This window comes from Klebsiella quasipneumoniae subsp. quasipneumoniae, from assembly GCF_020525925.1.
Taxonomy (GTDB): Bacteria; Pseudomonadota; Gammaproteobacteria; order Enterobacterales; family Enterobacteriaceae; genus Klebsiella; species Klebsiella quasipneumoniae.
The window spans coordinates 3,166,332-3,192,149 of the sequence record NZ_CP084876.1; the positions used below are offsets into that span (position 1 = coordinate 3,166,332).

Genomic DNA, 25,818 nt, shown 5'->3' on the forward strand with positions numbered 1-25,818 from the left:
TTATGAAACGCCCCGGCCGCAGCCGGGGCTTATGCGAACATCACTTAGCCGATGATGACGTGTTTTGCTTACCGGCGCCCAGTTCAGCGCCGGTCAAAGGATCACCCTGCGGGTCAGACTCTGTTCGCTTCAGCATCGCTTTGCACAGCGCTTCTTGCTCCGGCGTCAGGCCGACAGAGGCGCTGCCATCTCCGCCATCCACGGCCGGCTGCGGATCCTTGACATAATCGAAGTGTTTGTCACTGTTCCAGCTGCCGCGTACTTCTCCACCTTCAGACATATTGTAGTAGGTGTTCGCGTACTCGCTAATGGGCGGCAGTTTGCCCGGCGGATAGTTGTTGCGAATTGACTGCAGCGCCTTCTCAAAAGAGAGCTGATGCGCCGCTTCGCGGGTCATCAGGAACGCCAGCGCGTCTTTTACGCCGGGATCGTCGGTCACGTTGATCAGCCGTTCATAGACGATCTTCGCCCTCGCCTCCGCCGCGACGTTCGACCGCAGGTCGGCGGTGGGTTCGCCGATAGTATCAATGTAGGCCGCCGTCCACGGCACGCCCGCCGAATTGGTCAGCGGGGTACCGCCGCCGTACAGTAACGACGTAATATGGCTGTCGTTGCCGTTGGCGGTGAGCGAACGATAGAGTTCCGCCTCGCTCTCGGTGCCCTCCGCCAGCGCCCCTTTGGCGCCTTTATTTAGCATGCCGACCAGGGTGCCAATGATCTCCAGATGGCTCAGCTCCTCTGTCGCGATATCCATCAGCATGTCTTTGCGGCCGGGATCGTCATCGCTTAATCCCTGAGTGAAATAACGACACGCGGCGGCCAGCTCGCCCTGAGGGCCGCCAAACTGTTCGAGCAGTAAATTCGCGAGCCCCGGATTGGGTTCAGCAACGCGCACGGTATACTGCAGTTGTTTCACATGACGAAACATAGGCCTGCCTCCTGGTTATTTTTTCGCTTCTACGCCGTCAGCATCTGAACGCAGGAGAAATTGCTCCGTGGTCTGAGGAATATGTTTGATCAGCCAGTCGGCCATGGCCTGCTCTTCCGCCAGGATGGCCTCAATGGCCGGAATGGAAGCGGTATCGCCCGCTTTTTCAGCCGCCGCCAGCAGAGAGGTATAGCAGGCGATCTCAAACTGCTCGAAGACGTACCCGCTGATCGAGCCTTTGACTATTTCATCGGAAGGAAACATCCCGCCGATGGACTGGCCGAGAGCCGCCATTTTACTCATTGAATCTTTAATCACCGAGCGCGAAATCTCGTTGCGGTCGAGGATCTCTTCCAGCACGGTAATTTGCCGTTTGGTCTCATTAATATGCTGTTCGATTCTGGCACGGAGATCCGGATAATTATCGATACGACCAGCCATTGATTCCAGCATGGATTCTGCCTGTTTTTCCATGGCATGCGCATCTCGTAGCCAGTCATGATAATGTTCAATGTGATTCATCGTGATTTCCTCGTGTCAGGGAGCGTTTATTTTTCTGCTTTTTTATTAATATTACCTACCGCCAGGTCGGTTAATTTCACATCGGTTTGTTTTTCTTCTTCCAGGGTTTCGGCCAGCAGTTTGACCGCTTTTTTATAACCCAGCTGTTCCGCCAGGGTCACCAGGGTACCGTAACTGGCAATTTCGTAATGCTCGACCTTTTGCGCAGCGGCAATTAACGCGGCATCACGTACTTCATTTTTTTCCGTGCTCTCAACGACTTCATTGGCCTCTTCAATTAATCCTTCCATGGCCACGCATTTCATGCGTTTGATTTTCAGACCGGATTCCTGCTCAACGATCTGGTCGATACGTTCAATCTGGCCCTGGGTTTCTTCAAGATGAGCATTGAACGCCGCGCTGAGTTTTTCACTGGACGCCGCTCTGGCCAGTTTAGCCAGCCCGCGGGTTAATTGTTTCTCTGCGCTGTAGGTATCTGAGAGCAGGTGAATAAATACATCTTCAATGCTTTTCATATTCATAGAAATACCTTCCGGAGTCAGAAAATAACTGCGAGTCTGTGACAGACTCGCAGGAGATACTTTCACTTCAGGGTGCAAGGAAAAGGATAATCAGGAATTATCAGACTTGCGGCCACCGCCGTGGCTGTTTTGTCCGCCTTTTTTACCCGCTTCGGACGCACGCTGCGGATCATTTTTAAAGTTCCCGCCGCTGTGCTGACCACCTTTACGACCTGCTTCAGAAGCTTTTTCACGATCTTCAGCAAAATTACCGGAACCACCACGATGCTCTGCCATATTTTCACCTCATGTATATCGGTTATGTCAGTACGATACGAAAATATTCCGTATCACTCGTCGTTCGATATTTAAATCTAGCGGGTAATGCTGGTTAGTCAAATTATTATCCGGTGCTTTCGATGTCTTTTAGCAGCAATTCGGAATAATTCTACAAAACACATCAAAAACAACCAGACGGCACATTTCGGCTAACTTACTGTGTTCAGGGAAATAATGCATAGAGACCACCCATGCGGCAAAGAATTATTTATACCGGCGGGTTACTCCCGTTGGGTTATATAACGAAGCGGCAGTATTGCCTGTAGCCCGACTGAAATTAGGAATTTTTCTTGTTTTTAAGGCAAAAAAAAAGCCGCTGGGGAAGCGGCTGGAAAAATAAAATGGAGCGAATATCATGCCCGATTAAGCCTGGCATATTCAGGGGAAACAGGCAAATAACGCCAATAAATAAGCGAAGCGTGGCATATATTCAGCGACTGGAATATCACGCAGTTCCATTATTAGTACTCTACGCTTTATTTTCACGGTGGTTTATCGGCGGCAATAGCGTCAGGTCACTTTGCCTTTGCGCCTGATGCGATCAGCCATTCTCTCCAGGAGAAGACTCTATGAAAGCACTCACTTATCATGGCCCCCATCATGTCAGCGTTGACACCATGCCCGACCCGGCCCTTGAGGCGCCGGACGATATTATTCTGCGCGTCACGGCGACGGCGATCTGCGGTTCCGATCTGCACCTTTACCGCGGAAAGATCCCCGGCACGCACCATGGTGATATTTTCGGCCATGAATTTATGGGGGAAGTGGTGGACGCCGGTTCGGACGTCACCGCGGTTCGTAAAGGCGATCGGGTGGTTATCCCGTTTGTCATTGCCTGCGGAGACTGCTTCTTTTGTCGCCTGCAGCAATATGCCGCCTGCGAAAGCACCAATAGCGGCCAGGGGGCGACGCTCAATCGCAAAGGTATTTCGCCACCCGCGGCGCTGTTTGGCTATAGTGATTTGTACGGCGGGATCCCCGGCGGCCAGGCGGAATATGTGCGGGTTCCCAAAGCCAATACCGGCCCGTTTAAAGTGCCGGACACCTTACCCGATGAAAAGGTGCTGTTTCTGTCGGATATTCTGCCCACCGCCTGGCAGGCGGTAAAAAACGTCGAGGTCAAACCCGGCAGCAGCGTGGCTATTTTTGGCGCCGGCCCGGTTGGCCTGCTGTGCGCCTCCTGCGCCAGACTCAATGGCGCAGAGCAGATATTCATCATTGATCATAACGATTACCGACTCGACTTCGCGCAGCAGCGCTATGGCGCGATCCCGATAAACTTCGACCACCATGACGACCCGGCGCAGTGGATTATCGACAACACCGCCGGCCATCGCGGCGTCGACGCGGTGATTGACGCCGTCGGCTTCGAGGCGAAAGGCAGCCTCACGGAAACCGTTCTCAGCACCCTGAAAATCGAGGGCAGCAGCGGGAAAGCGCTGCGCCAGTGCATCGCCGCCGTGCGCCGCGGCGGCATTGTCAGCGTGCCCGGGGTTTACGCCGGTTTCATTCACGGATTTATGTTTGGCGATGCCTTTGATAAGGGGCTGACCTTCAAAATGGGGCAAACCCACGTCCATGCCTGGTTGCCGGATCTGCTGGCGCTAATTGAGCAAGGGTTGCTCACCCCGGAGGAGATTATCACGCACCATATGCCGCTGGAGGAGGCCGCGCGCGGCTATCAGATCTTTGAGAAGCGTGAAGAGGCATGCCGCAAAGTGATCCTCGTGCCGGGGATGCAGCCCGGAAAGGCAACGCTTTGCGGCGCAGGTTAACGCAGCGAAACCCTTCGGCGGCCAGTGCGGGCCGTGATATAAAAACAGCATCCGCTGGCCCGCCGTGGCGGATACCGCCGTTAACCACAGGAGAAGGTCATGCTCGAGTTACGCCCGAATTGCGAATGCTGTGATAAAGATCTGCCGCCAGACTCACCCGAAGCGTTTATCTGTTCGTTCGAGTGTACCTTTTGCCAGGACTGCATGACGGCCCGGCTGAACGGCCATTGCCCGAACTGCGGCGGCGAGCTGGTGCGGCGCCCGGTGCGTCCCGAAGAGGCGCTCCGGCGTCACCCCGCCTCCACCCTGCGTCGCCCTACGCAGTAAAACCGGATGAGCAGGCGTCGCAAACGGGAGCCCTCAGGCTCCCTTTCTTCACCCTTATTTCTCTGCCGAAAAGCGCCACTCTGCGGCGGTCGACAGCGTCACAAAGGGCCCCGCAAGGGTGACATTGTGATGGCCAATGATGTCAGGCGCTGATAAACGTTCGTTATCCATGGTTGAGTGCGCATCCGAGATTAACACCGTCCGTAATCCCAGCGCCGATGCCGCTCGGCAGGTCGTGTCCACGCAGAATTCGGTTTTCATCCCGGCAATAACCAGCTGTTTTACGCCGGCCTGGGCGAGCTGATGCTCAAGGTCAGTTTGCTGGAAACAGGAGGGGTATTTTTTAATCAAAACGATATCCCGCTCGCAGTTAACCCCCATCTCAGGCAGCAGTTGGGTTAATGGACTTTGCGCGGAGAACGGAGAGTCGTCAGGTCCGGTATGGCGGGCAAAGAAGACTGGCACCTCAGCCTGTCTCGCTTTTTCAATCAGCAGGCAAACGTTCGCCAGAAGCGCATCGGCCTGATACGGGGAAACCGGGCCACGGAAAAGCCCCTGCTGCATATCGATAATTAACAGGGCATGTTCAGATGAAATCATGATGGGTCTCCATTCAGTCTGTCACGAACGGAGAAGACGCTCCCCGTCCACATTGGCGGGGAGTGAGGATCTGTTTGTCAGGAGCCGGTCACAGATACGCCCACACCACCGCAGGTTACGGTGGTGGTGGTGACGGTGGTGGTTGGCTGCACTGACGTAATCATTATCTGACCTTCACTTATTCTTTACAGATAAAACATAAGCGCCATTAAAACGGCTCTTTTCTTATAGCATTGAGCTGAGACGGATTGCAATTTATGCGTGAACAACGCAGCCGCTTTACGCAACCATTAACGGCTTACAATATAGGCGCGAAGGATTTCACCTGCTGAAAGAATATGTTTCACGGTATATGCCCGAGCCTCCTGTGGATTATTTTGCTGGCAGGCCATCAGGATCTGCTGATGCTCATCCTGGAATTTCAGCGTATCCGACAGCAGTCTGTTCTGAAAAAGCTCATATCTTTCAATCTGCTCGCGCAATTCACCGATCATCTTCAACAGGCGCTGATTGTTACACTTCCGATACAGCAGTTCATGAAACTCCCGGTTATACCTCCCCTGCTGCTCGGGTTCAGAAGCGCTGCTCAGCAGCTGATGCACCAGCTCTGCCCGGGCAAGCGTTTCCGGGTCCATATTCTTCAGGCTATGAAAAATGGCTTCACCTTCCAGGAGTGCCCGCAGCTGATAAATTTCATCGACATCTGCGGCCGTCAGCGTTTTCACCACCGCGCCGCGATTTCTGTAAATCTCAACCAGACCTTCGCGCTCAAGCTGCTGTATCGCTTCTCTCATTGGGATACGGCTGACAGAAAACTGGCAGGCCAGGTCGCGCTCCACAAGCCGGTCGCCATCTCGCAATGCCCCCTTGTTGATTAAGATTTTTAACTCACTGGCAAGGATGTCGGCGGTCGAACGGGTAGCAGCGTTCATTTGGCTCTCTTTACATCATTCATAAATGGTATACCATTATGCCATTCTAGCCAACGTCATGACAACCTTGCGATTCTACCTGCGGCTTCGTTCAGGCAATGCACCTGGACGATACCGCAGTGAAGAAATTCATCCCTCTATAGAGAAAGGCAAACCAATGGAACATGCTTATACCAGTCATATCACATGGACCGGCAATCAGGGCACGGGTACCTCGGGTTACAAGGCTTATGCCCGAACCTGGGATATCGCGATAAAGGGAAAAGAACCTATTCATTGTTCAAATGATCCATTACTGGGCGGCGATCCCGGCAAAATGAACCCGGAAGATCTCCTGCTCTCTTCTCTCTCTGCCTGTCACATGCTGTGGTACTTACATCTGGCCTCAGATGCCGGCATTACGGTCATGGAATATCAGGACTCGCCGGTGGCAACGGGTGAAGTATTAAAAGGGGGCGCGGGTCGCTTTATTTCTGCTACCCTCAGGCCGAAAATCACCGTATTACCAGGTACCGATCTCGACGCCGCCGCGGCCATTCATCAGCAGATCCATCACGTCTGTTTTATCGCCCGCTCGGTCAATTTCCCGGTCAGCTACCAGCCTGAATTTATTATCTTTAACGAAGAGTAACTCGTTTCTGGCGCGGTCATCCGGCGCTCAGGAAATGTGGCTGGGGTATCCAACCTCAGCCACACTTCGCTGCACGCCGAAGCATCCTGCTCTGGCCGTCATTAGACTGCAGGGAAATTCACCACGGAGCAGACTTATGATTGCGGTACTTTTTGAGGCCGACGCCTTACCGGAAGCACAGGAAAGATATCTTCAACTGGCGGCCGGGCTGACGCCTTTGCTTTCAGACACGCCGGGGTTTATCGCCATCGAGCGCTTTCAGAGCCTGAATTCGCCCGGCAAAATCCTTTCGTTATCCTGGTGGGAAGATGAAGCATCGGTGGCCAACTGGCAGCAAAATGAGCGGCATCTGGCTGCCCAGCGCGAAGGCAAAGCATCGATTTTTTCATATTACAGAATACGCGTTGCCCGCGTGTTCCGGGATTACTCATCGGAGCGGGGAGCACAGCCAGATGTATGATATTCACGTCATTCTCAGCAACTCGCCGGGCTCGCTTGGCGCAATGGGTATAGCGCTGGGCAACAACGGTGTGGGTCTCGAAGGTGGTGGGGTATTCACCACGCCTGATGCCGGACATGCGCATTTTCTGGTAGAAGACGGTGAGACAGCCCGCAGGGTGCTGACCGAGGCCGGATTTACGGTCAGCGATGTATGCCGCCCTCTGATACGCAAGTTACCCCAGGAACGACCCGGGGAACTGGGAGACATTGCAGACACCCTGGCCCGCAACGGTATTAATATTCTGGTACAGTACAGCGACCACCGTAACCGGCTCATTCTCCTTACCGATGATGACACCCGGGCAGCGGAAGTGACCAAAAAATGGGCCATACTTTCTGAATGAATCTCCTGAAAGCGCAGCAAGACAGTGAGCCAGAGGCGGCGCTGGAAACCGCGATGGCGATGGTGGCCTCAGCCCTCTCTGACCCGTCAAGGGTGAGTATTCTCTGCGCGCTGATGGACGGGCGCGCATGGACGGCGACCGAGCTCAGCACGGTCGCCGAGGTCTCCGCCTCCACCACCAGCGGACATCTTGCCCGGCTGCTCAGCAACGGGCTGGTGGTGTGTCTCGCGCAGGGGCGCCACCGCTATTACCGCCTGGCGGGCCCGCATATCGCCGGGCTGCTGGAAAACCTGATGGGCGTCTCAATGCAGGCGCATAAGGCGCTGGCCACCAGCACGCCGGTTACGCTTCGCTACGCCCGCACCTGCTACGACCATCTGGCGGGCGAACTGGCGGTGAATATTTATGAGTTTATGCTGCGGCAGAAATGGCTGACGGCCGATGGGCAGTCCCTGACGTCAGCCGGTAAAACCCAGCTTGAAAGCCTGGGGGCAGTACTTAACGCTCGACCGCGACGTAAGCCTTGCTGCCCCTGTCTTGACTGGAGCGAAAGACGTTTTCATCTGGGAGGCGACGCCGGATCGGCGCTGATGGCGCTGTTTGAGCAGAAAGGATGGATAACCCGCGCACCGGGATATCGGGAAGTGCAAGTGACGGATAGCGGCAGAGCGGCGCTGTCCCGGCTGTTTAATCTGAAGGTGAACGGATAGCCTGAGTTTAGGCTACATCACATTTTCGCCGAACAGCGCCGGTTTAAGCCGGTCGGGCCATCAGTATGGCCCCTGGCGTTCAATCCATTCCCACTCGCGATCTCGCGGTAAACTGAGCTATCCCTGTCACGAGGTGCATGGCTTTGATGGACATTGTGTTGCGGGAAATCGGCGATGGCACCGCGCAGCGAGCGCCCGGCAAAATAATAGCCTGCATGCGATAAAAAAACGGGAGCCCATTGGCTCCCGCTTTTACTTAATCCACCAACGGGATTACATGTTCGCGATAATCGCGTCGCCAAACTCTGAACATTTCAGCAGTTTAGCGCCTTCCATCAGACGTTCGAAGTCATAGGTCACGGTCTTGGCGGCGATAGCGCCTTCCATGCCTTTAACGATCAGGTCTGCGGCTTCGAACCACTGCATATGGCGCAGCAGTAGTTAACTAACAACATCATTACTTATTGATTTAAAAAGAAAAATAGGTGTTTTTGATATGTGGTTAATGTTTTTAGCCTAAGCCCTAACCTATTGAAATTCATTAGTATATTTTCAGTTTTGATAACTGGCTTTGAGTTTTTCAGCTCATCTGGAGGGTGAATTATTAGCCAATAATACTCACTCCCTGTGAGTCGGGTTAAATATTTCGGATGTTCTAATTCATGCTTTGAAAGCATTATAAAAATACTATAAAAAAGCCTCGAAATTCGAGGCTTTCATTGAAAGCACCATCACTATAATATTATTTTAATAATTATCTACCATGTGATTATTGCTCTTTTCCAAACCATCTTCCCTTTTTTCTCTTCTTTTAAATAAAGAATCTTTTTCATAATAAAATAAAAAACAAGAGAAAACGCAATTATAGCAATATATGCACCGATACCGAAAGATACCAGAAACACAACTAAGATTCCAAAGAGCGCAACCAGTAAAGACGTGCCGATAGATACCAAATTAATTCTTGTGCGAGCGTCTCTTGATACATATCCTTTAATCTGAAATGCATGGCAACTTTGGCAGTGGTCCTCAGCAATTAAATATGCACCACAAAATGGACATTTTTTATCTTTTGTTATCATTTATTTTAAATCTCGACATAATAGTAATCGCTCATCCACAACCTTCCCTGGCAAGCGCAATCAACAACAGAATGTACTTTATTTTTTTGTTCTATTGTCTCAACTCCCTCAACAATTACGAAATTGCAGTATGATTTTACTTCATTTAATATCTTAAATAATTTACTCTCATACTGTATTTCCCAGAAATAATCTTTATCGATTTTTATACATTCAAAATTAAACATCTGAATAATTGTAATACTTGTTAAACCCCTCCCAAAATCATCCAGCCATACTGGACACAATTTCGAAAGACACTTTAAGTCAATCATACAGCATTTAGTATTAAATTCATGAAACTCTTCGTTAATCTCAAAGGCAATGTTTTTTTGTTTTTTTAAGTAATCGCTAATATATTTATCATTCAAGATATAATCGCTAATTAGGCTGTCAACATTCAACGAAACTGGCTTTAACTTCAATTTAGAAGCATCAATTTCTTCAATTGTCAATATCTGTTTATTAAACAAATCGATTTTTTCTTTGTCACTTAGTGTGCTGAAACAAAAAGCACTTTCATTAGCAAGATAACCATTAGCATTCTTTTTTTTAACATTTTTCGTGAGAATTTCCCAAGAATGTACAGAACCATCTTTTTTGTAAGATGGTTCTAAAACAAATCTACAGGATTCTATTTCCACACTGTTCTTTATCATTAAAAAAACACCGGAACTAAGAATAATCCTAATCGTGTCATAATTAAATATGAAAGAGAAATAGTTTAAAATGATCGATAACGATCTAATGATAGGCAAAAACTATCATACTTTGAGTATCGATCGATCATTCAAATCAAATGAAAAGGAAGGTTAAAAAAGAAACATGATTTCAATATTAAAGCTATTTGGATCAGATAGTTGCATTACGCGAATGACTTGGGTGGCAGATGTCCAATGTAAGTTGAAAGGCGCTTATGGTTTCGAAGAGATTTATCCTTGTTACAATTGTGGATAATAAACGTTCTTAAACATATATATGTATAAAATCATGAGAAAAGAAATCATATCTTCTTCAATTATTTGGCATGCAATATCCATTCTTTCCGTTACGTTTAACTTCATATAGCATTTCATCAGCCTCTTTGATCCACTCGATGATTGATTCTTTATTTTCTGCACAAGAAATACCGATACTGACAGTACAGTACATATCTTTGTGGGAAGGCAATGAAAGATCTTTAATATTTTTTTGAATTAAATGAACCATAGCTATAACAAGCTTGTTATTACTGTTGTTAACAATAATAGCCAACTCATCGCCACCAATCCTTGCTGGCACGTCCTTCACACCAGCGCACTCTCGTAATATTGTTGATATACGAGATAACACCGCATCGCCTACTTCATGACCATAGGTATCATTAATTTTTTTAAAATTATCAACATCAATGAGCATAAGATATGAATGAATTCTTTTTTTACGCGTCGCACGAAAAGCACTTTCCATTTTCTGCTCAAAAAAACGGCGATTTGGAAGATCTAGACCAGGATCCATCAGGGCCTGCTTTTCCAGTAACTCCCTTCTTTTCCTCAACTTTATAGATAAATGTCTTGAAACCACACTCAATACAATGGGATAGCAGGTTGCCAAGGGTAAAGAAAGCAATACCGTTCGGGTACTGAATTCAATCGTATATCTGAAATCATTTGCTAACCAAACTGTCAGGAAACTAATCATCATACACGTTAATGCTGGTTTTAAAATTTTCCATCCACCAGCAGCATAGCGATCAGCTATTTGAACTGAAATTATGAATAATGATGGAATTGGACTAACTTGCATTACGGCTATCCAGATACCAGCCCAGAATGAATCAAGTATCATATTCTTTTTTTCAGTACCCAGCATATCCTTCGACATCATGCTTGCCAGATAAGCAACCGATGGCCAGATGAGTGCATTAAGAATTAACAAGGCTATTGTTATTTTTTGATGTGACTGCTCCTGGAGGACAGAGTATATAGGGAGAAAGCAAAGAACGACACCTATCTGACGTAAAAAATATACTCGTTTAATAAACGATGAATTTCTATCAGAAATGTATTTTTCATCCGGGAAATTTGTTAACATAGAAAGCCTATTAAAAATCGCTAAGAACCGATATCACTACAACCCACTAAATAACAAGATAAAACCGCCCTGCATTACAAATTTATAACATGGGTTTAAAAATTACAAGATTGCACCTCAATTAATTATAAACGTGTCAATAATAATATTTAGCATCCATTACCCTGAATCTATCTTTATGATTTCTATCTGATGGAAAGTAATACTTTAGTTTTAAATCCTTAAACATGAAAACCCAACAGGATTTAGCACTATTGCATTATTAATTTTGGTAGGTTATTAAAAAACGACACAACATCTGACCAGTAGAAGTTTACTTGAACTTACTTATCGTTTACTTCAAATTATTCTGTGATGTACACAGCAATTAATGTCGTTTCAGTTGCCCCCGGCAAGTGCCTCCGGGGGATTTTTTATGCTCCTCAACTTTCTAGGGCGTCAACTCGCCTAAGCAAATCCTGTACCACGGTCACCAAATCGGCGATGATTGCCGTGTAATCCACATTCATCACTCTGAATTTTTCGCCATCAATCTCCTGCTCGATGCCGAGGAAAGTATACAGATCGTCAGCTTTTTCAGCCTGCTGGGCGATAAATCCACGCCTCCGGCGCGTTTCACCCTTCATGTTGAACTCGCATACCCCCAGCGCGTTAATGCGCCTGGAGGCACCTTCCCGAGATTCCGTAAAATCCTCTTTAAGCCGCACGTCTGAGCCGGTGGTCAGGACGTCCCCTTTGCCAGTGGAAATGGTGCCGCCAGCACGGAAGATCCATGCATCAGTTCGGCCATAACCATCGAGATAGACAACCGCCCTGTGCTCCGAACCCACAGACTCCTCAACATAATAGTTTGCTACCGCACCACGGGCATCGCCAAAGCCGCCACGCCCTTGAATCATCGACTGGAACGGTGCGCCGGTGATCAGTTGTCCATTCGCTGGATTGCTCGGGGCAACGCTTCTCGCCATGAGTGCTCCCCAGGCGTATAGATGCTTTTTACACATAAAGGCCCCTTCGAGAGTCAGCTCACCTGCTACGTTCTCGATAAGCCGTGTTGTGTAATCGGCGGTACTATCGTTGAAATGAAAGTCGATGTATGGCGTACTCATCGATAGCTCAATGGCCTGCGCAAAATATTTCCCCGCGCTGATGTTGCCCGGAACAGCCAGATTGCCGGCGCTATCGACCCCCATAATCTCCGTCTGGGTATCTTCAGGGCTGATGGTCGCCTTATTTCCTTTCACCACGCTGAAGCGCGTTCCGCTGCCCACCATCAGCTTCCCGTAGGTGCCTGATTTTTTGACCAGTCCAATATCGTTGTTCCTGCCAAGAATAAAACCGGCATTATCGCTGGTTATAACCTGCGAGCCGTCGAGGTCGTTTCCTCCAGTGAGTTTTGCCAGTGCGTTAAGATCCGATGCCTTCGCCATCCCGGCTATCGCCGGTACGGTCACCTGCTTTCCGGTGATCGGGTCAGTCAGGGTGATATTGCCGCTGCCGGTCAGGGCCATCGACCAGCCCTCCACCACACTACGCCAGAATGCAAATGCGCTGGCCAGCTGGTTAGCAAACGACGAGGTGCTGGCGGTTTCAGCGGTAATAATGCCGTAACAGGCACCGGAAAATGCGGTGGTGATATTCCGGGTCAGCGTCAGTTGCGTGTCGCTGTCCACAGATTTGATCGCATACAGGTCAGCACTACCGCTGCGGTAGACCACCAGAATCGACCCGGGCAGTATCCCCAGCGCCTCCTGTGACCATTTTGTTGTCGCACCTGTCACCCGTGCCTGCGACGCTGCACCCGTGACGGTGCCGACTTCATACATCGCCATAATAAAATTCCTCCTGGATGGTTTTCCCTGGAAAAAGAAAAGGCCCCTAGCGGGGCCTTTGTTAGCTAAATGAACTGCTGTCCGTTCGGAAGGCGGTTGCGGTGATGTTCTCGACTGTGCAGGTGTAATCAATCGCGGCATTTCGACCTGTAGCCTTGATAAAGAAGCCGACATTGTTGTAGTCAGCATCCAGGCGCGCGGCAAACCGCAATTCAAAGGCCGTGGTGCCAGCTGTGATATTACCGGCATCGACGAAGATACGGCGGGTTACCTCCTGCCCACCAATGTTGAACGTAATATCAGAGGTATACCCCAGGCCACTGCCCGTCCCATAGGTCTGGCACACCAGGGTGCAGGCCAGAACCACTGTCATGCTATACCCCCTGTTCTGATACGCACCGTTCCGCTGTACCGTCTGGTTGCGGCGGAAGGTCAGGCTGTCGTAACCTTTTGCCACCGCAATGTCACCGATGAACGCATCCGCCTGGACAGTGCCACGGAACACGCCGCTATTCGCTTCGACCCTGCCACGAACGATCACGTTATTGAACTGCGAAGAGCCATCCTTGGCGATACGCCAGCCTTGCGACCCGTCAACAAAGTTATTCGAGCGGATCTCGTTGCCGATCTTCGCGTTCGTGATGGAACCGTCCGCGATTTTAGTTGAGGTCAGGGAACTGTTTTTGATACGTGCCGTATCGATATACAGTTCATTGCCTTCGGCAATCATCACCGGCACTGCCGTCGCATTGTTACGGTTAAACAGCGAGAAGCGGTCGGCATAGAGGATCATGTCGCTTGTTTCACCATTGCTGCCCAGCGTAATCCCCGCGCCAACATTCTTCCCGTTAACCGTCTCAACCTTCATCGACCACAGCGAACTCACCGTACCATTCACATCCGCCACGGTTTTAGCGGTGTTTTGAACGGAGGCGCTGAGATCCCCGACACTGGATGTCAGGGTCGTCTGCTGCGTTGCCAGCGCCTCCAGTGCCGTTGCATGCGTCTGCTGGGTACTGGTGATACTGGCCACCGATTTAATCGTGTTGTCCAGCGTCGTCTGGTTTTTGATGTTGGCGGCCGCCTGCGCGTCAATCTGCGACTGAAGCGAGGTATTCAGGCTGGCCTGTGTGCTCTGGCTGTCGCTCAGCGTCTTCGCCATGTTATCGACGCGGGAGTTGGCGTTATCCACTTTCGTGGCCAGTGCCGTCTGCTGCTGCGCCTGGGCAGTGATTTTCCCTTCGGCATCCGTTACGCGCGCCGTCAGGCCGCTCACGGCACTCGCCGTCGCGTCTGAGGCATCCTGTGCCGCTTTCGCATCGGTAACATCCGTGATGACCAGATCGTCGATATACAGTGAATAGCCAGGGGTACCGTTGCCGGTGGCGCCGCGGGTGGAGATCCAGACCACCGCGCGTGTTCTGCCTGCCCCGTTGTTACTGGCGATCCCCGTGAATTTCACCCACTTATCGCGCGCGCCCAGAGAGGCTTCGCTGACAGTGACCGCCGCCTGCCAGGCATTTTGCCCGGCAGCATTCTGTGACTGGATACCGACCAGCGTTGTCCACCCGGAGGATGGCGCCTGATCCGCCGGCATCATAGCCCAGAACTCAAACCGGAACTTCGCATCCTCACGGACTGACTGCCAGCTCCCAAGCTGTTTATCGCTGTTGCCGTTATTGTTCGCTCCTCGACTCACCTTCAGGCTCTTATTGCCGGTGAATTTCTGAGACGCCACCACAACGGCTGTGCCGTTCCCGCCCAGCACCTGGCCATCGCTGTAGCTTTCAAACGTACCGTCAACCCACGGATTAGCTCCCTGAGTGCGGATGGTATTGATGGTGCTGGTCAGCGACGTGATGCTCTGCGACTGGCTGGTGATGGTGTTTTCCACCTGGCTTACGCGACCGGTCAGTGAACTCACCGCGGACGTGTCAGCCTTTTTACCCAGCTCAGTATTCATCGTGGTCAGGCTGTTCTGCAGACTGGTGAGCTGCTGCGACTGCGAATCCAGTTTACCCTCGGCAGACGTCATCCGGGTGGTCAACCCGGTGACAGCGCTTTGCTCGGCCTTCTTACTGACCGCCGCATTCGTGACGGCCAGATCGCCGCTGAGTTTCGTCAGCTGCTGCGCCTGGGTGGTGATAGCCCCTTCAGCAGCGGTGACGCGGGTATTCATCTGAGAAATGGCCCCGGCATTAGCTGCGATATCCTTTTCATCCGTAACATCGAGGACATGGAAATCATCGAAATACATTGCCCCCGCGCTGAGGAAGGTCGTCAGCTGGAAACTGGCCGTCGTGGTCTTCGTGGCTTTCCAGTCAAACGTTACCAGTTGCCAGCCAGAACTAAACGGTCCGTAGTTTGAGCCGACCAGCAGGCCAGTGCTGTCGGCCACACGAAACTTCGTGTTACCCGCATCTTTAATCGTGGTTCCCGGGTCCTGCTTCGCCCATACCCCCATGCGGTAGGTACGACCCTGCGTGATACTGATTTCCTGCCCGACCAGGTTCGACTGGCCGGCGGACATTTTCAGCGCCTTGTTACCCGAATGCGGAACCTGTAAATCGGCCACCGTCGCGGTACTGCTCCAGCCGGTAAAGCCCGCCGCGCCGCGCTCAAAACTGCCGTTGACAATGAGGTTGCCCGGCATTTTCCCGCTGGCGTCAATATCCGCTGCCGTCTGGCTCAGGCTGTTACTCAGTTGCGTTAGAGAATCCCCTTGTGCACTGAGTGTTTTGCCCTGCTCAGTGACCTGGTTCTGCAGGGTGTTCATCGCGCTTGCGTCCGCTTTTTTGTTCACATTCGCATTCGTAGTGGCCAGATCGCTGCTGAGTTTTGTCAGCGCGCTGTTGGCTGCCGCGATGTCATTCCCCTGCTGCGTCACCGTGCCCTGCAGCTGCGTCACCGCTGTCGTGTCAGCCTTTTTACTCACCGTATCGTTTGTCGACCGGAGGCTGTTCTCCAGCGAGGTGGTCCGCGTGCCGATGCTGCTGAGCGTATCGCCCTGCTGGCTAACCGTGGTGGTCAGTGAATCCACCGCTTTTGCGGTCGCATCTGCGGTTTTCTGCGCACTGTTCGCCGCCGTCACGTTACGCATATGCCAGTCGGCAGCGTACCAGACAGTGCCGAACGGGCTGCTCTGATTAACCTGCAGGAACGGTCGCAGGAAGTTCGTGTCTGCCGGCACAGTAAAGCGCCAGGTGGCTCGTTTCCACGCGGTGGTGGTCTTGGTGTTTCCCCCGGACGCTCTCGCCCCAATACCACCAGTAGCAGTGGTGGCCCGACCGATGTAGAAATTAAAGTCAGCGCTGCCGGTACCACACGCTACCAGAGCAGACATTTCGTAAACGTCGCCCGGAGTCACAGCGATGTTGTTGATTTTTGGCACATGGTCTCGCCCGGCCAGCCGGACGGCATACCTGAACGGGCAGTCAGCCGGCACACCTGCAGCAGTGGTCTCCACCACGTCATAACCCATGCGGTCATACGCCGGATCAAATGACGGGTTTGGGATGTAATCATCCCCGGCAGCATTCCCGGCGTTCACCGCCGCCGTCAGACTGACGATGTTGCTGTTGGCTGCCGTGAGGCCTGCCTCGGTTTTCTCCACCCGGCCAGTCAGCGCGTTAAGCGCCGTCTGATCCGCTTTGGTGTTGACCTTATCGGTGGTGCTGCTCAAATCGCCCTGCAGCTTCGTGATAGCCTGCCCCTGGGAGGTGATTTTGCCTTCCGCACTGGTGACCCGGCTGGTGAGATCACTCACCGACTGCGCGCTGGCCTTTTGTGCCACGTTGTTGTTGGTGGTGTTCAGGCTGTTCTGCAGATTCGTGATGCTCTGAGACTGCGCGGTCAGTTGCCCCTCGGCATTCGTCACCCGACTGGTGAGGCTGTTAATGGCCGATGTGTTCGCGGTAATACCGCTGGCCGCATCATCCGGACTCGGTGACCAGTCAGTCATCACGGTCCCGGTTTCCAGCTGAGGGCGACAGAGCCAGACTTCTTTGTCGGCAGACGTCGCGCTTTCCAGACGCGCGGCAATCAGCCGTTTGGTGCCACTGGTGGCAGGAATAACCCATTTCACCCAGTAACGCGCCCATGCGGTGGTCAGTTTCGTGACCGCCTTGCCGTCACCGGCCCCGCCTTTAACGCCCTGGCTGGTTTCCGTGGTGGTGGTGTTCGACGGGTTATAGAAATAACTCGCCATCTCCTGCCCGTCATAAGCCCCTTTCGCATAGAAGCTGAATACAAATTCCGTACGCCCGGTAACGTCCAGCGTCTGTTCATCCAGCTGGGTATAACCGGATGCACCTTTCGCCAGCCGGGTGTAGGCCACGCGGTCGCCCAGATAGGTCTCTGTGGCGTGGCGGCTGCTCCATCCCTCCAGTGTGTCCGCATTGCGGATAAGGTTGGTCCCGCCCACGGCCAGGGAGGAAAAGTTGTTTTCCAGGTTCGTCAGCGCGCTGCTTTGCGTGGTCAGATCCCTGCCATGCTGTTCAACGGTGTTCTGCAGGCTCTGCAGCGCCGTTGCATCAGCCTTCTTCGCCACATTGCTGTTAGTCGTGTTCAGGCTGTTCTGCAGGCTGGTCAGGCTGTCTCCCTGCGATTTCAGACCGCCTTCGGTAGCCGTCACGCGGGTCGTCAGATTCGTCAGTGCGCTGGCATCGGCCTTGCCGCTGATATCCTTACCAAGTTGCGTTACATCCGACTGCAGTTTCGTGATCGCGCTGCCCTGAGACGTAATATTCTTCCCGTTCTTCGTGACTGATGCGGACAGACTGGAAAGCGCCTGCGCATTCGCATCGGCGGCATCGAGCGCCGCCTTTGCATCGGTCACGTCAGTGATGATCAGATCATCAATCAGGAAGGCGTCACCCAGGCGAACTTTTGGTGTATTCGGGATGGAGATCCTCACCATTGCCTGTTTCAGCGCGGTTCGGTTGTTGGTCAGATAGCCACTGACTTTTGTCCAGTTGTCCACCGACAACTCGGAGACTTTCACGTTCAGGCCAGGCCACGACCAGCCATTGGCAGAATCCTGGAAGGAAAATCCGAGCACCATATAAACGGTCGGATCGGCGGTCGAGCCAGCCGGCAACTTAACCCACGCCTCCACGTAATAGACCGCGTTATCGCGAACCTGCATGCCTGAAAAGATATGGGTATCGTTATTATCCGTCGCGTTCGGGTTGTACTCCGTACTGCGCGTAACACGCAGGCTTTTGGTCCCGCTGTGAGCAGCTTCACTGGTGATAACGGCGCGGGCATTACTGAGAACATCGCCGACGGCATAGGATTCAAAACTGCCGTCCGGCAGTACGTTGGCTCCCCGTGTCGCCTGCTGCTTCAGCGATGTATTCAGGCTGGTCAGGCTGTCGGCCTGGCTACGGATATCCTTTTCAGTGTGGGTAACCCGGTTGGTCAGTGAACTGACCGCCGACGCATCAGCCTTCTTCGCCACATCGCCTTTGACCCCTTCCAGCGCGTTATTCAGCGCCGTGATGGATTGCCCCTGTGATGTCAGGGTGTTCCCCTGGTTCGTCACCGTCCCGGTCAGAGACGAAACAGCATCGCTGGTCGCCTTGATGTTGGTTTCATCGGTGATATCAAACACCCGGACGGAATCGAGCCAGATTTCACCGTTTGTCGGATGAGAATAAAGTTTGAAGTTCTGCCCGTCCGCGCCGGCAGCCGTCAATCCGGTTTCCCAGGTGATGGTTTGCCAGTCAGTGGTCAGCGTGACCGTTTTATCCTCATACGTACTGTCCGTCTGGCCGATTTTGTTCTGGCGACGGATCAGCAGACTCATCGCGCCGGAAACACCTTTGGCCTTCACCACCACCCGATACTTGCGCTGGCCATTCAGCGGCACCGGCTTGTTGTTGTTGGAGAAAATGCCTGGGCTGGTAGTGGTCGTCCGGTTCAGCCGGACCCCCGCTTTCCCGTCCCCGAAATCGCCAAAGGTCACACCGGCGGGATACTGAATATCCCAGGCCGTGCTGCCCTGCAGAAAATCAAAGTTCGGGATCAGGTTGTCGCCGGCGTTGCGGGTGGCCGTCAGCACATTCGCCAGATTTGTCAGTTGCTGGCTCTGTGTGGTCAGTTTCCCTTCTGCCTCTGTCACCCGGTTATCGACCGAAGTCAGTGCCGTTGCATCGGCCTTCTTCGACACATTGCTGTTGGTCGTGTTCAGGCTGTTCTGCAGGTTCGTCAGCTGCTGGCTTTGTGAGGTGATGGCCCCTTCCGCTGTGCTGACCCGGCTCGTCAGTCCGGTAACGGCGCCGGCGGTGGCATCGATGTCCACCCGGTCGGTAACGTCAGTGACGTAAAAATCATCGAAGTAGCGGCTGCCGCTAATCAGATAGTTACTCAGCGTCACCGGCAGGCTGGCTGTCTCCGTCGCTTTCCAGCGACCGGAAATCAGGGTCCAGTTTGTCCCCACCGTACCGCTGTTGTATGGACGCTCAAAAACCGGCTGGCCGGCAGAGTTGCCGATCCGCAGCTTGTTGTTCCCCGCGCCATTATCCGTCGTCGCTCCGGGTTCCTTGACCCACACCCCGATTTCATAGGTTCGCCCCTGAACAAACGGGATGTATTGCCCCGGAGTCACATTCCCCGGATCAACCTTCAGCGCCCGCGTCCCGCTGTGAGGAACGGAAACCTCCACCACACTGGTCGCGGTTGACCGCCCGGTGTAGCCATCCAGCCCACGTTCAAACGAGGGATTCACGACCAGGTTACCCGGTATCTGACCGCTGGCATCGATATCTGCCGCAACCTGCGAGAGACTGTTCGACAGATTCGTCAGCGAATTGCTCTGGCTCTCCAGCGTTTTACCCTGCTGCGTCACTTTCGTGTCGAGCGTGGCCAGCGCAGTCGCATCGGCTTTCTGCGCCAGCGCTTTATCGGTATTCGCCAGATTTCCGGTCAGTTTCGTGATGGCGCTGTTCGCAGCAGTCAGATCGTTGCCCAGCTGTGTGACGGTATTGGTCAAATCCTGCACCGCTGTCGCATCAGCCTTTTTGGCCACTGCGGCATTGGTGGTTGCCAGCCCGTTTTCCAGCTGGGTTGTCCGGTTGCCGGTCGAGGTCAGCAGATTACCCTGTTGCGTCACGGTGGTGGTCAGAGAGTCAACCGCCGCCGCTGTGGCATCCGCAGTATCCTGAACCTTTTGCGCCGCTGTCACATTTCGCATATGCCAGTCCGTAACGAACCATACGGTGCCATACGGGCTGTTCTGCGAGATCTGCAGGAACGGGCGGATATAACCCCTGTCCACCATCGCCTGCGTGACCTTGAAGCGCCAGGTGGTTCTCTGCCAGGTCGCGGAGGGGGATTTCCCGCCCCCCGCCATGAGTGGCGCACCGGTGCTCGTATCTGGCCGAACGGCGGTGCCAACATACAGATTAAAATTCGCCGTGCCGGCGCCGCAGGCAACCAGTGCGCTGATCTCAATCACATCGTTAAGCGTGGCCGGGAACGCGGCAAAGTTAGGATGGTGATCCCGGCTGGCAATTCGGGCCGCATAACCATACGGGCAGCCCGGCGGGACCTCCTCAGCCGTCGTGGCTACCACGCTGAACCCCATCTGGTCATACGCCGGGTCAAACGTCGGGTTGGGAATTAAATCCCCGCCTGATGCGTTTCCGGCCCGTACAGCGGATTTCAGCGAGGTAATGTTGGCGTTAGCAGCCGTCAGCCCGGATTCCGTCTTCTCCACTCGTCCGGTTAGCGAGTTCATCGCCGTCTGATCCGCTTTGCTGGCCACGTTCGCGTCTGTCTGCGTCAGCGCATTCCGGAGCTGGGTGATGTTCTGCGAATTGCTGACCACATCGTTGCCAATCTGGCTGACATTCGAGCTGAGCACGCCGGCTGCGTTTGCCAGCGCGGAAACCCCGAGACCGGAGTACATCTCAGCAACCTGGTCTGACAGCTTCAGGCCCAGGTTGATATACGCCTGGCCGGTCCACTGAGTCACCAGAAACTCAACGGTGTTCCAGCCGGCTTTCAGTTCAAAACTGACAGTATTCCAGCTGGCATTACCCCAGGCGACCTGAACCCCATTCACAAATATGGCGCCGGTATCATCAAAAACCCTGGCGCCGGGCGCCAGTGTGATGGTGGTATCTGCGGCCACTTTCACCTGGCAGGAATACAGCGCGATCAGATAGCTGCCGGCGGACGTAAAGTCCAGTTTGGCCGCGTCGGCCACCTCATCCACTACCGTTGGTGCCACAGCGCGAACATCGCTGAATGACGGGACTGTCCCGGCGTTAGCCAGTTGCACCGGATAGATCCGACGGGACCAGCGATTCGGCTGGCCATTGACCAGTTGATTCGACAGGCTGGTGATGCTGTCAGTATTGCTGCGAATATCCTGCCCGTTTTGCTCTACCTGCTGCGTTAAGGCAGTGACCGCAGCCGCTTCGGCTTTCTTCGCCAGCGCGGCATTTGTCGTGCCCAAATCGCTCGTCAGTTTCGTGATGGACTGACCCTGGCTGGTTATCCTGTCGCCCTGCTGGGTAACAACAGACTGCAGCCCGCTCAGTGCCTCATTCGTACCAGCCAGGCCCGTTTCCGTCTGGCCAACCCGGTTAGTGAGCGATGTTAACGCGGCGCCCTGCGATGTCAGCGTGGTGCCCTGTTGCTCAACTTTCTGCGTCAGGGACGTCAGCGCGGCCGCATCGGCTTTTTTCCCGAGGCTGGTTTCCAGGCCACCGATACGGCTCGCCTGCGCGCTCTGCTCTGTCGTCAGAGAACTCAGTTCACCAGAAACAGCAGCTTTGTTGTCGTTAAACTGCGTCTGCAGGGACTCTCTGGCCTTAACTTCCGCCGAGATGGCGGTAACGCGCGCGGTTTTTTCCTGGTACAGCAGCCCGGAGGTGACTTTCTCCAGATCGCTCCCATCATAGGAGCCACGCATCTGCGCCGCCAGCGTGCTGCGTGCCTGCGCTTCGGCGGTCAGCGCGTTACTCAGCGTACTCCGCACATCCTGCAGAGCCGCCGTACTGGCGCCGGGTGCTGGCCGGCCAACGGCGATCCAGTCGAATTCGATAAAGTTGCTGGCATCCTGCTGGTTCGTCAGGTCCAGGCGAATACGATCAATGTTCCCTGTCCACGGAATATCACGCACCGTCAGGGTTGCCACCCCATCGACATATTCCGGCTCAGCAACAATGTATCGCTTCGTGTTATTGAAGTTTTCGCCGGCAGACACCCAGCGGATCTCACCCGCCCAGACTGGTTTGCCGGTTTTACGAAAGCGCAGCATGATGAAACGGTACGCCGCACCATCGACAGCCAGCCCGCCAGGAGAGGTAATGTACGGATCGGTGGCGCTGTCCGCCGGGCGTAACCAGCCATCCTGTGACACACCCGGTACGCCGGCGCTGCCGGTCCAGCCCTCGGTCGTCTGATTGTTGAAATGCCAGATAACCTGCGAATCGAACTGGATATTAGCGCCGGCAGCGAGGCTGGACATTTCCCGCGCCAGATTTTCATCGGCGGTCTTCATCACCTGAGTCAGGCTCTCGATACTCGCCTCAATCCCCTGCGTTGCCGCCAGCAGTTCATCAGCGGCCTGTGACGCCTTCGCGTTAACATCGGCGATACGATCCGCGGTCTCCTGCTTCACCGCATTGGTCAGCGTGGTGTTGACCTGAGACAGCGACTGCTTCAGGCCATTTTCGGCAGTCTTTATCTGCGCATTCAATGCGGCATCGCCGTCGGTCAGCGTTTTGTTGACCCTGGCAATCTCCAGGTCGATGGTGGCGTTGATTTCCGCAGCCGTATCAGTGACTGACTGTCTGACCTGGGTGATGCTGTCGGTCAACGACTTGTTCACAGTTGCGATCTGCTTGTTCGCATCTGCGACGGCGGATTTTGCCTCCTGAACACCTTTGTTTGCCTGAGCCAGACCAGAATCGAGAGCCTCATTGACCGAGGTGATCTCATCCGTGATGGTTTTATTCACGGCGGAGATCTTCCCGTCAACATCAGCCGTGATGCTTTTCGCCGATGCATCAATATCCTGGCTGACCTGCTTCGCCTGGTCTTCGGCTTCCTTACGCAGAGCCTCAGCGGTCTGCTCCAGTTCCTGCTGCGTATTGCGGATACCTTCCTGTGTTTCGCTAATGGTGCGCTGTGTTTCCTCCCAGGCAGCCGTATCCTTGATCGCGTCGGTCAGGTTTTCGTAGTAGTCATCAAAGTTATCGCTGGCCATCCCCTGGACCCAGCCGGTCCACGGGCTTTCATTGCCAAGACGATCCACAAGGCGCGCCCGATACCAGAATTCTGCGCCCATACTGAGGCCCATCTGCTGATAGCTTTTCCCCGGATAGGCCACGTCTGATAACGGCATCGGCGCACTGCCGTCCTGATTTTTGCTGTACTGCAGTTCCGTGCGCAGCGTATCCCCGGAGCCGGTCGGGAACTCCCAGCTAACCTGGACCCCATGAACCAGCGAACGGGTTGCCAGCGCCAGCGGTGCCAGCGGCTCGCCGACCTTGCCGGTCAGGATTTTCTCTTCGGAATACGCCCAGCCGCTCGAGATCTCCGCCGCATTGATCGCACGGACGCGAACCAGGTAACGACCGGCATAAATGCCGCTGACCTCAAACGAGGTGGTCGAGCTGCGCGGCACATTAATCCAGTTCCCGTCGTTACGGCGCCACTGCGCCTCGTAGGCAATAGCGCCGCTGACCGCTGACCAGTTAACCTGCATCGTTTCGACGCTGATCCCCTGATTCACGACCGAGCGGGATGTGATGACAATATCGTCAGGAGGTGACTGGTTGCCCGCCGGCAATACGCTAACCGGGCGCTGATCGATAATCGCGCCGGTATCGATGCGGGCGAATTTATCCGGGTCATGTGACACGCCGGTGATCGTGAGGGTGGCATCGCCGTTCTCTTTTACCCCTGTGACCCGGTACTGCTGCAGAAAGAGGTCATTAGATTCTACGGCCCAGACGCATTCCCGTTCTGGCGTCTCACTGTACGCCGTTGTGACCGTAATCTGCCGGCGTCCGTTAACGGCCTGGATGGTCCGGCTCTGTGAGATCCCGGATGGCAGGTTTAGCTGGAGGCGGTCGCCAGGTTTGGCATCCACATCACGATCCAGCGTAATCACCCGGCCATTCACCGCGCTGATCCGCCCGCCGTTGACCCGTCCGGCCAGCAACTCATCCGCCAGGGCAATGATATAACCGGGTTGAGGAATGCGACCGTCCAGCCCCACATCAAACTCAACGACCCGGTCTTTGTTGTTGGTCAGTATGCCCCACAGCCCCTTACGGTGGGCTTCGCTCTGGCGCGTACAGCCAATCGCGGTCATTTCGAGCTGGTTAAAACTGTAGCGGGAAACCAGTTCCGGGATAAACGCCGGCTCCATTGCATCAGCATAAGCATTATCCGGATCAGACCAGGAAACTAGGGCGTTGGTGTACCGAACCTGGCTGCTGCTGCTCGAATAACGGGGTTTGCCGACAATATTGGCGCGCGTATAGGTAAAATCGACATCACGCGGCATATCAGCCTGCACAACAATCTGCTCACCGTTCCAGCAGGTCATGCCCCGGAAAATGGCGGCAAAGTCTCGCAGCACGGTGTAAGCATCGTTGCGTTCCTGGACGTAGACGTTACAGGTATAGCGCGGCTCCATGCCGTCACCACCGCGCCCGTCAGGAACCAGCTGATCGCAGTACTGTGCAATCTGGTACAGCGTCCATTTCGAAATATTGGCGCTGCTCAGACGATTACCGAGACCAAAACGGTCAGCTGTAACAATGTCGTAATAGATCCAGGCCGGGTTATCCGTCCAGGCCCATTTAAACCCGCCGGTCCAGACGCCGGTATATTCGCGGGTTTCCGGATTGTAGTTATCCGGCACACGAATCACGCGCCCACGCGGCTCACAGGAAATTTGCGGAATGGAGCCATTAAACTGGCTGGAGTCGAACTCGATATAAAGCAGCGCGGTGTTGGGATAACGCAGCTTCGCGTCGATCACTTCGGTATAGCTCTGCAGCGTCATCACGTCGCCAACTTTGACACTGTTTGCATCCGGAGAGATTTTACGCAGGCGTAGCGTCCAGGTACTGCCGGCATGGGGCAGATCAATACGATGGCTCCGCTCATAACCGGAGGTGGTTTTACCCGTGACAGCGGTTTCCAGCACCGTCTGCCAGGCGCCGCCGTCGGTCTGCAGGTCAATCGCATACTTGACGGTATTGCCCACCACGTCGCCGTCATCTTCCTGTTTCATCAGGGACGGCCATTTCAGGCGGACACGAACGGCAGAAAGCTGGGTATTAGTAAAGGTATGGGTCCAGGCTGTCTTGCTGGAAACTTCCGTTCCTACACTGATTTCATTTTCAGTACCGGGAATACCCTGAATATAAGTCTGAGCCTGCGTGCCGGGGCGAAATTCCCAGGACACGCCACTGAAGTTTTGCGAACCATCAGCATTTTCAAGCGGGGTGCCATCAAGATAAATATCTTTCCCGGTTAAACCACCTGCAAATTCACCCTCACCTAATGCGAGCAGAATTTTGGCTTTTGCAACGGACTGTAAATCATCCGGCTGTTCCGTCGGTGTACGCTGCTTTGAGCCGCCACCCTTGCGCCCTTTAATTATGTTATTTGCCATATTACGCCCATAAAAAAAGCCACCGCAAGGTGGC

The 25,818-nt window shown here is 53.6% G+C and carries 17 protein-coding genes and 1 pseudogene; 6 read left to right on the plus strand and 12 right to left on the minus strand.

Translation table 11 applies throughout. The annotated features are described in order from the left end of the window. Positions 1-40: 40 nt before the first annotated feature. The 4 genes from LGM20_RS15440 to LGM20_RS15455 all read right to left on the minus strand — a co-directional run bounded on the left by LGM20_RS15440 (position 41) and on the right by LGM20_RS15455 (position 2,247). Positions 41-928, minus strand: a complete 888-nt coding sequence (locus LGM20_RS15440) for a manganese catalase family protein (RefSeq protein ID WP_023289215.1) — start codon at positions 926-928, stop codon at positions 41-43. A gap of 15 nt (positions 929-943) precedes the next feature. Continuing rightward, positions 944-1,450: a ferritin-like domain-containing protein gene (locus tag LGM20_RS15445; RefSeq protein ID WP_023289214.1), complete on the minus strand. Its 507-nt coding sequence runs from the start codon at positions 1,448-1,450 to the stop codon at positions 944-946. A gap of 26 nt (positions 1,451-1,476) precedes the next feature. Further along, positions 1,477-1,971 (minus strand): YciE/YciF ferroxidase family protein, encoded by a 495-nt coding sequence (locus LGM20_RS15450; RefSeq protein WP_023289213.1) that lies wholly within the window; start codon positions 1,969-1,971, stop codon positions 1,477-1,479. Between the two features lie 90 nt (positions 1,972-2,061). Then, positions 2,062-2,247, minus strand: a complete 186-nt coding sequence (locus LGM20_RS15455; protein ID WP_004150795.1) for a con-10 family general stress protein — start codon at positions 2,245-2,247, stop codon at positions 2,062-2,064. 611 nt (positions 2,248-2,858) lie between these two features. On the opposite strand from LGM20_RS15455, the gene LGM20_RS15460 reads away from it, so the two are divergent. Both LGM20_RS15460 and LGM20_RS15465 read left to right on the plus strand, forming a co-directional pair. Continuing rightward, positions 2,859-4,064 (plus strand): zinc-dependent alcohol dehydrogenase, encoded by a 1,206-nt coding sequence (locus LGM20_RS15460; protein WP_044522237.1) that lies wholly within the window; start codon positions 2,859-2,861, stop codon positions 4,062-4,064. 99 nt (positions 4,065-4,163) lie between these two features. Beyond that, entirely contained in the window at positions 4,164-4,391 is a 228-nt protein-coding gene (locus LGM20_RS15465) for a DUF1272 domain-containing protein (RefSeq protein ID WP_044522234.1), read from the plus strand. Positions 4,392-4,445: 54 nt separating this feature from the next. Here the strand turns inward: LGM20_RS15465 and LGM20_RS15470 are convergent, their stop codons facing one another. Continuing rightward, a complete protein-coding gene (locus LGM20_RS15470; protein ID WP_023289210.1) occupies positions 4,446-4,991 on the minus strand; it encodes a cysteine hydrolase family protein in 546 nt (181 codons plus the stop codon). 290 nt (positions 4,992-5,281) lie between these two features. Next, positions 5,282-5,923 (minus strand): GntR family transcriptional regulator, encoded by a 642-nt coding sequence (locus tag LGM20_RS15475; RefSeq protein WP_044522232.1) that lies wholly within the window; start codon positions 5,921-5,923, stop codon positions 5,282-5,284. A 157-nt stretch (positions 5,924-6,080) separates the two neighbouring features. On the opposite strand from LGM20_RS15475, the gene LGM20_RS15480 reads away from it, so the two are divergent. The 4 genes from LGM20_RS15480 to LGM20_RS15495 all read left to right on the plus strand — a co-directional run bounded on the left by LGM20_RS15480 (position 6,081) and on the right by LGM20_RS15495 (position 8,109). Beyond that, on the plus strand, positions 6,081-6,554 hold the full coding sequence (locus LGM20_RS15480) for an OsmC family protein (RefSeq protein ID WP_044522231.1): 474 nt from the start codon (positions 6,081-6,083) through the stop codon (positions 6,552-6,554). A gap of 136 nt (positions 6,555-6,690) precedes the next feature. Then, positions 6,691-7,014: an antibiotic biosynthesis monooxygenase family protein gene (locus LGM20_RS15485; RefSeq protein WP_044522228.1), complete on the plus strand. Its 324-nt coding sequence runs from the start codon at positions 6,691-6,693 to the stop codon at positions 7,012-7,014. Next, complete coding sequence (locus LGM20_RS15490; protein ID WP_044522226.1) at positions 7,007-7,399, plus strand: amino acid-binding protein; 393 nt, start codon at positions 7,007-7,009, stop codon at positions 7,397-7,399. The genes LGM20_RS15485 and LGM20_RS15490 overlap by 8 nt, the downstream gene beginning before the upstream one ends. Then, positions 7,396-8,109, plus strand: coding sequence for an ArsR/SmtB family transcription factor (locus LGM20_RS15495; RefSeq protein WP_044522225.1), 714 nt, complete (start codon positions 7,396-7,398; stop codon positions 8,107-8,109). Before LGM20_RS15490 ends, LGM20_RS15495 begins: the two co-directional genes overlap by 4 nt. A gap of 273 nt (positions 8,110-8,382) precedes the next feature. Here LGM20_RS15495 and LGM20_RS15500 read toward each other — a convergent pair. The 6 genes and pseudogenes from LGM20_RS15500 to gpJ form a co-directional block, all read right to left on the minus strand. Further along, positions 8,383-8,550, minus strand: a pseudogene (locus tag LGM20_RS15500) (isocitrate/isopropylmalate family dehydrogenase); the annotation flags it as partial. A 317-nt stretch (positions 8,551-8,867) separates the two neighbouring features. Next, positions 8,868-9,191: a hypothetical protein gene (locus LGM20_RS15505; RefSeq protein ID WP_123806412.1), complete on the minus strand. Its 324-nt coding sequence runs from the start codon at positions 9,189-9,191 to the stop codon at positions 8,868-8,870. Between the two features lie 5 nt (positions 9,192-9,196). Then, positions 9,197-9,889, minus strand: a complete 693-nt coding sequence (locus LGM20_RS15510; protein WP_021462616.1) for an EAL domain-containing protein — start codon at positions 9,887-9,889, stop codon at positions 9,197-9,199. A gap of 355 nt (positions 9,890-10,244) precedes the next feature. After that, entirely contained in the window at positions 10,245-11,303 is a 1,059-nt protein-coding gene (locus LGM20_RS15515; RefSeq protein WP_023322373.1) for a sensor domain-containing diguanylate cyclase, read from the minus strand. Positions 11,304-11,725: 422 nt separating this feature from the next. After that, the gene (locus LGM20_RS15520; protein WP_044522218.1) at positions 11,726-13,135 is read right to left on the minus strand and encodes a tail fiber domain-containing protein; all 1,410 of its coding nucleotides are present in this window, start codon (positions 13,133-13,135) and stop codon (positions 11,726-11,728) included. Positions 13,136-13,196: 61 nt separating this feature from the next. Further along, entirely contained in the window at positions 13,197-25,784 is a 12,588-nt protein-coding gene (gpJ, locus tag LGM20_RS15525; protein ID WP_044522215.1) for a TipJ family phage tail tip protein, read from the minus strand. Positions 25,785-25,818 lie beyond the last annotated feature (34 nt).